This is a genomic window from Rhodopirellula maiorica SM1 (genome assembly GCF_000346295.1).
GTDB lineage: Bacteria > Planctomycetota > Planctomycetia > Pirellulales > Pirellulaceae > Novipirellula > Novipirellula maiorica.
This window is the reverse complement of sequence record NZ_ANOG01000281.1, coordinates 18,272-29,093: the sequence shown is the minus strand read 5'-3', so window position 1 is coordinate 29,093 and position 10,822 is coordinate 18,272. Positions and strand designations below refer to the sequence as shown.

Below are 10,822 nucleotides of genomic sequence, written 5' to 3'. Positions count from 1 at the left end.
CGTTCCATTTCCAACACCGCGAGCCCCACCCAGAGACGGCTACCGCCGACTCTGACCTCCCCAAGAGGGAGGTGAATGTAGACGCCGTCCGCTCACTGGCCTTCGGTGGCTAGTTTGCGGAAATAGGCTTCGATGGCTTCGCGATAGTGCGTGGGCAAATCGCGGCTGATTTGTTGCAGCGCCTCGTTGCGTTCGGCAGGCGGCAGATTTCCCCATCCGTCGCGGTCTTTGATCTTCTTTCGATCGACATCGCCATTGCCGCTGGCGCCACCCGCTTGGCTATCGGCCATCGGAGCACCTTGGCCTCCCTGGCCTCCTTGACCGCCACTGGATTGTTGTTGCTGTTGCTGCTGTTGTTGCTGCTCTTCGATCTTGTCGATCAGCTTTGTCAACTTGTCGATGATCTCTTGCTCACGCTTCTCAACCTGTTCATCGCTGCGTCCTAGATCCAAACGACGAGTCACATCGGTCATGATGCGAGAGATTTCATCAAGCGAATCTTCTTTCAGCGGTTTGATGTCGGAAACCATCATTGTTGCGGTTCGCGAAAACCGGATCGGGCAATCATCTTCGTTTTCAAGCAAGCGACGCAAATCAGCCAACGCTTCCTTTTTCATCAGCAGCGCGTGATAGCAAGCACCACGATAGAACAGCACCGCAGCAGGATCGATGGATTCCGTCGGATCGACTTCGGCGATCACTGGCAGCGCTTCGTCATAGAGTCGGTTGCGAACCAATTCGCGGCCCAACCATGTGCGAACACTCATCCGCATCGTCTTGGGCAACGATTCAATTTCGCCGTAGGTGGGCGTGTTCGGGTCGACACTGGCACTGGCGGCGGCAAGGCTTCGCTGGGTCGAGCTGACCAAGTTTTCCACAGTCGGTGCGATACCACGAATCACCGCGACGAAGGCATCGAGCGAATCAGCGTCGTTCTTTTCGATCGCCGATACAAATTCCTCCGATGCTTGATCCATCCGGTCGGGAATCACCCCCAGTTCATCCAATGACGATCGAAGCATCTGCGACATCTCGTCGACATTGTAGGCCTGCCAACTTGCTTGACGCTCCAACGCATCCGCACCGATCACCATCGACGCGAAAATCGCCATCGAGCCCCAGACAAAAAATGCGATCAACCAGCGGTAAACCGCATGGTGGTTTGACTCGGACACTTCCATCGCCGACGGTCTGTGGTGGTCAGACGCGGTTTGATGAAGGGCTCTTTGAGAAGCGTTGGTGTAACCCACAGACAACCTCGCAGTTTTATTGATTGCGTTCGAGCACCAAGTCACGAGTGATTTGATACAACCGATTTTGACGTTCGGACAAGTCCTGAAGCAAGGGCAATGTCTCTTCTGCCGTTGATTCGTTTGATTCTAACAACCCCGCGTAACGGGATGTCGTTGTTTTTATCCGTGTTTCCATCGTACGGATCAATTTTAATTCGGCCAGTGCTTCGACGAGGGGTTGCTCCTGCTTTCCCCCCTGCTGAGGTTGCCCCTGTTGTTGCTGCTTCTTCTTTTCTAGATCGCGCTGAGCCTTTTGAGTGGCGGCAATCATCTCCTCAAGGGCCGCTAATATGTCTTGTTGGATCCCTTGGGTGACTGCGTCTATTTTAGTCTCACCAAGCCGTTCGGCCACGTGAGTGGTGTCAAGGCGGATCTGAGAAACCACTTCGGGGAACGCGACACTCGATCCTTCTTCCCGTAGTAATAGCATCGCACGGTCGGCTTCGAGCGTAATTTTTTTCTCTTCAAACGCCAAATCACCCGCTTTTAGATCGGTTTGACGGTTACGCTGGGATTTCGGGGTCGCCGCCAGTGCAATCGTGTCATCCAATACCTTGGACTGCATCGCAGCCATCCGTCGCAGCCGACTTTCCAGCTTCGCCAGCTCGCGTTGCATCTCTTCTTCGCGCAGTTGACGCAGAATCCGTTCGAGCCGATCGATCGCCTCACGCAGATTGTCCTCGGCTTCACGCTGCTTCTCCGTCGCGTCGGCTCGTTTGTTCTGTTCGAGCTCCTTTTCCGCTTCCTTCATCTTTTCAATCGCTTTCTGCAGCTGCTGCTCGGCTTGTTGCTGAGGGCTCTGAGGCGATTGCGATTGATCTTGGGGCGAATCCGAGGGTTCGGGCGGAGAATCACCACTGGGCGGCGACTGTGATGAATCGCCACTGGGTTTGGAATCCGATGGTTTTGCATCGGAGGGCTTGGCGTCTGATGGTTTTGCGTCCGAGGGTTTGGGTGAATCCGATTCGCTCGGCTTGTTCTCGGAGGGATCGCCGGACTCGCCCGGCTTTTGATCGCCCGGCTTCTGATCACTTGGCTTTTGATCGCTTGGATCTTGGGGGTCCATGCCGTCCCCTTTTTCGGACTTCGCGTCGTCTGACTTTGAGTCCCCTGATTTCGGATCCTTTGAATCAGGGGATGATTCCGATTCCTCGCCAGGTTTGTCAGATTTCTCGCCCCCTTTTTCTTGCTGGTCTTCGTCCCCGTCGTCCGCTTTGCCATCGTCCGGCTTGCCTTCGTCTGCCCCTTCTTCGGCATCTTTTTCGGACAATTCTGCCTGCAGCGCTTCGCTGCGTTTGGTAATCGCTTCCTGTTCAGCTTGAACCTCATCCAGGTCGGCGCCGTTTTCATTCCGCGCCCGAGTGCTTCGCTCAGCACGCTCGACGCGTTTCAAGTCTTTGATCAGATTGGCAACACGCTGTTTTTCATCGCGGATTCGCTTCGATCGATCCTCGCTCATCAACAGCTGCAACAATCCTTGGAGTCCTTCGGCAGCTCCTTTTTGCTTGTCGACTGCCTCTTGGAACCGTGGTTTTGCAGTGCCTCGGTGGCATCCCGCAGTTGGCTGAGCACAAATTGGTCACGAGATTGACGCGCCGCGCGTCGCAATAACGCCGCACGCTCGGGGTTTTCCGCGGCCTCCATCTCTGCCAGCCGCAGAAGCAATTCTTCGAGTCGCTCATAACGCGACGCAACACCGGTTTGCCGCTCGGGTAGATTCGCTTCCTGAGCAGCAGCAAATTGGGTTGCCATAAAGCCGCTGAGCAGCAACCCGAGTCCGAAAGCAAGCGTCAGGTTTCTCAGGGTCGTTGGTTGAATCATGATTCGATCACTCGGATTGGTCGTGTTGCGGCAACGCCGTCATGCAATTTTTGACAGCTGCAGCGATCGCTATTTGAACAGGTCTAACACGCGTTTTTTCTGTTCCGCTTTGGTTTCGTCGAGCAGCTCGTTTTGGTCATCGATCAACTCTCGCACCATATCTAGGATTTCATTATAGCTTTCCAGATCAAGCATTTTTTCGAGCACGGCAGTCAATTGCAGCAAAACGTCTTCGGCCGTTTGGACGGCTTCCTTCGTTTTCGCAGACGCTGCGGCGGGGTCGTCGACACTTTGTTCGATCGCTCGAATCTGGTCTTTCAATCGCTGCAGCGGACCTGAGACGATGCTTTTCAAGGGATCTCGTACCCCAACGCCGATCCGTTCGCGACGATCCGCCGAATCGACGCGGTTATTGATCATCTCTTGCAACAAGTCGTCCAAGGAGGCGGCAATCCCGGTCAATTCCTCAGTCGTTTTACTGGTTTGCAGCCCGGTTTGTTGGACTCTCAGCAGTCGGACCTGTGCGGTACGGGTCACATCCCCCTCTTCGCTCGGCTCGTCCGCGGCAGCGTCAAAGCCTTTGCGGCGAAGCAAATCGAGCGTATCTCGCAGATTCCGCGTTTCGTCAATGGTTTGTTCCAATCGCGTCCGCAGCCCTAATTCGCGGCGTTCCAATAAGGCCAAAAGCTTCTCAGGCGTAACGATCTCTAAACGATACAACTCACTACGAGTGAGGTGCGTTTGACCAAGATCGTAGCCATCGCGAGCCTCAGCAAAGACATGGATCACACCGCCGGGAACCAATTCAGGCATTCGCTGCTCCGCAACCAAATCACGCAAATCGATTTCGGTTTTCGCGTTTCCGTCACGGTCCCATTTCAGTGGCAAATCAACTCCGTTGGTTTCATCGGAAGTTTTTGCTGCGGCGTCGGATTTCGCCTTTTCCGCATTCGCTCGGCCTTCATCCTGGTCGTCCGATTGCGTCACCGAGACTGCGAGCGATTCGATTCCATAATCATCTTTCGCCACCACTTCCAACGGAATCTTGGCGATGGCGGTGACCGCGGTGCCGATACCTTTTAACCGCATCTGCACTTCGGGCGCTTCGTCGGTAACGACGCCTAGAAAGTAACGATACGGCGATTGCGCCGAGATCCCCTGTTGATCTCGCGGCACCATTCGAACGGCTGTTGATGCGGTAAAGTTGTCGAGCACAATTTTTCCCTGGCGACGATCTTCGCTGGGGACCAACTCGACGCGTTGAAATTCGCCGGCATCGTTTCGGAGTACCACGTCGGTATCACCGAGTGGAACACTGCTGGTCGCCGTCAGCACGACATCACTCCCCTCGCGCAACCGCAATCCGGCTTGATAACTTGTCTGCAAATCGAATTCCGATGCCCCTTCGGGACGCAGGTAATCGGGATAACGCACCGCGACATTCATGCTGGTGATCGCGGGTGGCGTAACCGCTTCGATACGATAATCATCCAACCGTGCGTCAAGTCCTCGCACGCTGAGCGAGATCGAATCGCTCAGACCTTCAAGCGGCGGCCCGTCCAAAACAAAGGACTGGTAACCATCGACCACACGTCCAATACGACGCATATTGGATTGCCCACGAGTTCCATCGTCGCTGCGATAATAGACGGTACAGACCACAGGGACTTCGGCGTCTTCGGCTTTGGCGCGAATGCGAAGCGTCCCGCTACTGCCACGCGGCAACCGGATCACATGGTCCTCGAATTCGACAAGCTCGGGCGCCAAGGCTTCTTCGTCGGTGGCGGTGATCACGGGCAATTCAACCCCGACCATCTCTAGATTTGCCCGTCGCGGCCATGGATCGTTCGACAGCAGCGTTAAACGTCCGGCGGCACGACCAAACGCAGCGGGACTGAAAATTAACAATAACAGCGATGCGAGCAACAACGGCGCGACGATCATTGATTTGCGCACGATCGGTTGCCAAGAAAACACACGCGACGTGTCAACGTTGTCGACCGCCTGCGTCGCTTGCATGTGGACTTGTTTCAAAAGTTCTGTGGCGTGCGAATCGTGTCCACGACCGGATTGGTTCAATTGGACCGTGGTCACCAAGCGGCCACCGAGGTGCGGGTGTTGACGCTCTAACAACAAAGCCAAACTGTCATCAGGCAGCGGTCGCCGCAAACGGCCGATCAGCAACCGCACCACAATTACCAGCACGATTGCGGCCACCACGATCAACAGAATCAATCGTGCCAGTGGCGGCATTTCAGTGCCGCCCATCAAGACAGGACCGTAGTCTAACGCCAATCCGATCCAAAACGCGGCCAACACCACGGAAACGATCGCCAACAGTGAATCCACGACGACATACCGACGGATTCGCTGGCGGAGCGAATCGATCAGCTGACGTAGTTTCGGATCAAGTGAAAGTTGTGTGCCCATCTAAGCCAATCGGTGCAAACGCCGGGTAACCCATTCCATCGTCAACATGGTCGCGATCAGCCACATCAACACGATGTTGCGACGACGGTTAAAATCGATGTCCGGCGTGCCCGGCAGAACGGTGGTTTGAGGTTGCGGTTTTAAAAGCGAAGTTAGCGAACCGGCAAGCGATTGCAGGTCCGTTTGTTCGCCCATCGGTGAATAGGTGCCGCCTGTCATATCGGCAAGTTGTTTCAGTTCATCATCGTTGCGTCGGGGACGCTCTAGTTCGACCGTCGGCAAACGGACTTGCACGCTTTGACGCAGCACTTGCTCTTCGAGTGCATCGCCCAGCGTCAGACGCAATTCGTAACTGCCGGCCTCACGCACGACGAAGCGACCGCCATAGGTTCCCGGTCGCGGCTCTCCCTTTAACGGCAACAATTTGATGTCATCGATGCCGCCACTCGGGGCGAGTAACTTAGCATTGACCTCAGGAACGTTCAGCGGCTCGAATTGGTCATCGGTCAAAATCGCACGTACCGTAATCGTCTCGCCCACCATCACTCGCGACGAGTCGACCAGCAACACACCACGGGTGCTGTCACGCATCAATCGTCCCTCGCTGACCCAGCGGACCAGCTTGGTGTAGTAGCTGTCGAAATAGGCGTCGCTCTCACCGCGAAGTCGCCATATTTCGCCACTGCCTTGGAAATAAACCCGTCCGGCTCCGTAAAAATGAGACGCCAAGTAGACCGGTTTCGTGCCCCCAATTTCGGTCGTCGGGTCCGAGAAATTTGCATAGACCTTGGCACCCGGCTTTGCACTTTTGACGCCCACAAAGTCGTAAACGCCTCCGAATTGTTCCCAGATTTCAAAGCTTTCGGCGGGGTCTTCGGCGATCCACAGAAACTCGGCACGACGGGCCTCGGGGGTAAAGTCTAATGGCCACGGGTTATCGCCACCTTGCCGTCCGCCGCTTAGCAGCGCACCACGAGTGGACAAGTTCACCGGGAAAAAACCCGAGATGCGGCTGACTCGTGGGTCGGTCCGTAATCGAGTCCACTGCGGATGGTAAACCGGGCCAGCGACGATGATCAAACCGCCTGCTTGCTGGCTGATCCAACGATCCATCAAATCAAGTGATTCACCCGAGATCGCGGTCCAATCAGGATCGAACACCATGATTGTATCGTATTGAAACAAGTCTTCGGGTCGCGAGGGGAATTCTTGCAACACTTGATCGGCATCCTGGCTCATCCCCGGACGGCCGGTTTGCAGCCAAACATCAAGCTCGATCGATTTGTCGCGGAACAACAAGTTACGAACGAAGCGGTATTCGCGAGTCGGACCACCGGCAATCGCCAGTACTCGCAGTTTTTTGGCAACGACTTCGTAACGCGCGTCGCGAGCATCGTCGCGTTTGTTTTGATCTTCTTTCGGCGCGACGACGCGAACCGCTAAACGACGACGACCGACCGATTCCGGTTCCATTTCAAAACGGATCGCCGATAGCGTGCCATCGCTGGCCACTTTGATTTTCTTGCTGTCGATGACCTCGCCCAAATTCGCGGTCGGATCCGATTCGTTGGTTCCCGCGTCGTCATCGTCAAGTTTGTCGAGCAACTGAACGTCAACTTCGAGTTCTTTCGGGCCGCTGGCTTGCAACATCGCAGTGATGGCAAATTTGTCACCAGGATAGACGCGGCGTGGTGCATCGAGATCCACGACGCGAACGTTTGTCGGTGCACTGCTGCTTCCCAAACCGACCGGGAACACCGCGACTTCGCTTCGGGTGGCAGTGGCGATTGCCGCGGTCAATCCAACTCCGCCATTGTTTTGGCCGTCGGTCAACACGACCACACCGGCCAATGTCGACGGATCATGGTCCGTCAAAACGCTGCGAAGCGCGTCGCCAATCCGGCTTTGCGCTCCGGTGGCTGCGAGCTCTTTGGCCCAATCCGAAACACGAAGCGGTTTCGTCGCCTCATCCACCACCGGCTCATCTTCGACAACCGGTTCGATCGCCGTCGGCTCGACCCCCAAAATTTGCGATAAACTTCGCTGCGTGTTGATCGCGTACACGCTGCCCAGAGTGGCAATGCCCAATGCAAACGACAACGCGGACCCGCCCACACACCATCCGACAAGCTCCACACGACCCGCCACTCCGAATAGCAGCGATAGCACCGACAGTACGATCCCCAGCCCCACCAACAGGGCTCCGGTGGTTGCCCATTTGGACACCGGAGCACGTGTCGGTGCTGATGCGGAATCGTCTGGATTGGCGACCGCAGGTCCACCTCGTGACTCCAACAACTTGGGGGCACTGGTTTGGTCGAACGAATAAATACTGACGCGATGTTCTGTTTCAAGTTTCTCCAGCAGATTTGATTCGCTCAACAAACGCGCTGTCCTCTCGGCGCGGCTCTCGGTACCGGCCATCGATCCGACTGGCAACGACATACTTTGGCTGGTATCGACCAGAATCGTCACTTCGCTTGGCCGAGTCACCATCCGTTCGGTTCGTCGGTGCAGATCAAAGAAAAAGAAAATGAGCGCGGCGATGGTCACCAACCGCAATCCGATCAACGTTCGTCTTGTGACCACCGACAACTCGCTTGTATCACGCCGATACAGTCGGATGCAAACAAACAAGATTGCGATGATCGCGGCAATCAACAGCGCCCACGACCACCAACCTTCTAGCGTCGTCGCTCTGGCGAATTCGTAAACAATTTGCTGTGTGTCGTGGTCGGCGGCGATTGATCCCGCATCGGAAATCGCTTGGTTCACGCTCGCGTTTGTGGTTTCGTTCATCGAGCACCTCGCAATGAAAAGGCTCCGAGATGACTCGCCGGACGTTTGCCGCCACCCAATGCGGTGGACGATGTGTGGTAACTAGCCCAATAAGCCAAGGCTTGTTCGGCCGCCAACAACAACCCCAACAATCCCAATAGAAACAAAGTTAACTTCGAGCTTCCGGCCGTCTGGTTTTCAGCATTCCATGCTTCGCTACTCAAAAATCGCACGTCCACTGGCAATAGGTTTTGTTGAATGACGGCGGCGTCGGCACGCTTCAAATTGCCTTCGCCGCTGCGAATCACCGACGCGACCGGAATGATTCGGCGACGTCCATCGGTTTGCGTAAATGCCCACTCCGAAATGCCCGGCTGCAAAATATCGCTGACGTTGGATTCGCCCGCGATCACCATCTCCGTCGGATCCAACACCACTTCGGCAAGTGTTTCGGTGCTGGCATCGGTGTCGATCGGTTCGGCAACCATTTCGACGGGAACCCGCGGCGGCTGATCGGTGGCCGGCAAATACATCACCTGCGGAGCGTATTGATCCAGAGCGATGGTTCGCTCGACCGGTTCGTCGATAAAACGGCGAGTCGGCGGCGCCGCTCCGCTCCATAGATCCGCGTTGGCTTGTAACAGAAAGACCACAAACGTAGGGTCACCCGGCCAATTGGTCCATTGGCCGTCGATGCCGCTAAGTACGGTGATCACGCGTCCGCGATCGACGTCATGCTGAGTCACAAATGCATTGCCGTCGCGACGCTTCAAGACCGTTTTCACGCGAGGCCGGTTGGGATCATCGGTGGCCTCGATTCCCGGGACTTCGAGCGTCCATGATCGTGACAATCCGATCAGTGACAATGCCGCGTCGCCTGCCGTTTTTAGTGGCGCCAGTAACTCAGGCGAATCTCCGAATACCACATCCGCAGTCGTTCCCTCGTCCGAAGGTGCCACCGGCTTGGATTCGCCCAACGGCATCGGCAATAGTTGTCGGCCAGCAGCCAACAGATTGCGATTGTAAGAATCACGCTGGATGTCATCGCCAAGGAACCACATCACACCGCCGCCACGGCGAACATAACGGTCCAACGCATCGGCGACATTTTCGTTGATTTCAGGAATATTGACCAGATAGACCGCTCGATAGGCGGCAAAGGTCTCCAGCGTCGCTGATCGCAAAAACGCGGGCGGCTGGACATCGGGAATCGCACCGATGCGAACTTGACTTCCAGGGTCCAACACCGATGCAACGTGGTAGGCACCACGTGCTTCGGGGTCGGCGTCGATGATCAATACTTTTTCCGCATCCGAAAGCGGCAAGGTGCAGGTCCGTTTGTTGTCGATCGACAACGCGTCCTCGGGCAGCGAAACTTCGATCGCATGAACTCCCTGTTCAGCAATAAAAACTTGGAACGTCACGGTCACTTCCTGGCCCGCTGGTAACGATTCGATCACCGATGCGGGAAGCGATTCAACGCGTCCGCTGGTCACCAAGGTTGGATCCGGCTGAGTGACTTCGCTGGGATAGTGATAAACCCGGCTGTCCAGAGAAACGTTGTTGACATCGCTGGGGCCGTTGTTGCGAATTTTGGCGTTGATCACCACCGGCACTCCGGCGACCCAAACATCTTGGGCGGGTGAGACATCGACGACCGATAAATTAGCAGCACTTCCGATCGCACAATCGATCATCCGAATCGATACGTCGTCACCAGAAATCGCACGCATCGCTTCGGCCAACCGCTGAGGCGTCGCCCAATCACGATCACGGAAATCGCTGGCGATGTACAATACCTTTCGGTCCGCCGGAGTCGATTGAATCAGCTCGGTCGCCAAATCCAACGCCGGCACTAAATCGGTCAGCAGCGACGATGCGGATGTCGACATCACTCGGCTAATCAATCGTGAATCGGATGTCACTGTTTGTGCGGACAAATCAGCTGCAGAGTCACCCGATTCACTGCCGCCTCGTAGCGTCAATGCTGCCCGGCTTGATCGCATCACCGTCAATTGATGGTTTCCGTCGTCGGTGGCCAATCGACGTGCCAACTTCTGTAACGCCTCGAGTGCACGCGTGTAAGGGGTAGTCCCACCGGACGCATCGCCCATCGAATAGCTGTCATCCAAAATCACAACGTGGTGGGTGGTGGTTCCGCCCAACATGCCGAGCATTTGCCCGCCACCGTTCCATCCGCACAGCATTGCGATCAAGACGGCGGCCACAGCCAAACGGGACAACAACAACAGCAGTTGTCGCAGTCGAATCCACTTTTTCTGCTTGCGGTAACTCGCGAGCAAAAAATCCATGGCAGCCCATTTTTGTCGTCGATGCCGTAGCATGTTGATCAGGTGGACCAACAATGGCACCGCGACAAACAAAAAGCCGATCGTTAATGCGGGATAAAGAAACAAGGGAAGTTCGACGTCAGAAGAGTGAAAGGTAAAAGTTCAGGATTTCAGCAACAGCGTCACGTTTTCGCTGCTGCGAATCGTTTG

Annotated in this window: 6 protein-coding genes; all 6 read right to left on the bottom strand. The window is 55.7% G+C overall.

The annotated features are described in order from the left end of the window. Positions 1–92: 92 nt before the first annotated feature. Positions 93–1,181, bottom strand: coding sequence for a hypothetical protein (locus RMSM_RS09215; protein ID WP_008694541.1), 1,089 nt, complete (start codon positions 1,179–1,181; stop codon positions 93–95). An 85-nt stretch (positions 1,182–1,266) separates the two neighbouring features. After that, a complete protein-coding gene (locus tag RMSM_RS09210; RefSeq protein ID WP_144057508.1) occupies positions 1,267–2,751 on the bottom strand; it encodes a hypothetical protein in 1,485 nt (494 codons plus the stop codon). Then, positions 2,751–3,113, bottom strand: a complete 363-nt coding sequence (locus tag RMSM_RS09205) for a hypothetical protein (protein ID WP_008694536.1) — start codon at positions 3,111–3,113, stop codon at positions 2,751–2,753. The genes RMSM_RS09210 and RMSM_RS09205 overlap by 1 nt, the downstream gene beginning before the upstream one ends. Positions 3,114–3,182: 69 nt before the next feature. Beyond that, a complete protein-coding gene (locus tag RMSM_RS09200; protein ID WP_008694533.1) occupies positions 3,183–5,543 on the bottom strand; it encodes a hypothetical protein in 2,361 nt (786 codons plus the stop codon). After that, positions 5,544–8,342 (bottom strand): vWA domain-containing protein, encoded by a 2,799-nt coding sequence (locus RMSM_RS09195; RefSeq protein WP_008694531.1) that lies wholly within the window; start codon positions 8,340–8,342, stop codon positions 5,544–5,546. Beyond that, positions 8,339–10,738, bottom strand: a complete 2,400-nt coding sequence (locus RMSM_RS09190; protein WP_008694529.1) for a BatA domain-containing protein — start codon at positions 10,736–10,738, stop codon at positions 8,339–8,341. Before RMSM_RS09190 ends, RMSM_RS09195 begins: the two co-directional genes overlap by 4 nt. Between the last annotated feature and the right edge of the window lie 84 nt (positions 10,739–10,822).

Bases quoted from the DNA above. Each gene is read 5' to 3' on its own strand.
- RMSM_RS09210 (WP_144057508.1), bottom strand. From the start codon at position 2,751: ATGAGCGAGGATCGATCGAAGCGAATCCGCGATGAAAAACAGCGTGTT.
- RMSM_RS09195 (WP_008694531.1), bottom strand. From the start codon at position 8,342: ATGAACGAAACCACAAACGCGAGCGTGAACCAAGCGATTTCCGATGCG.
- RMSM_RS09200 (WP_008694533.1), bottom strand. From the start codon at position 5,543: ATGGGCACACAACTTTCACTTGATCCGAAACTACGTCAGCTGATCGAT.
- RMSM_RS09205 (WP_008694536.1), bottom strand. From the start codon at position 3,113: ATGATTCAACCAACGACCCTGAGAAACCTGACGCTTGCTTTCGGACTC.
- RMSM_RS09215 (WP_008694541.1), bottom strand. From the start codon at position 1,181: ATGGAAGTGTCCGAGTCAAACCACCATGCGGTTTACCGCTGGTTGATC.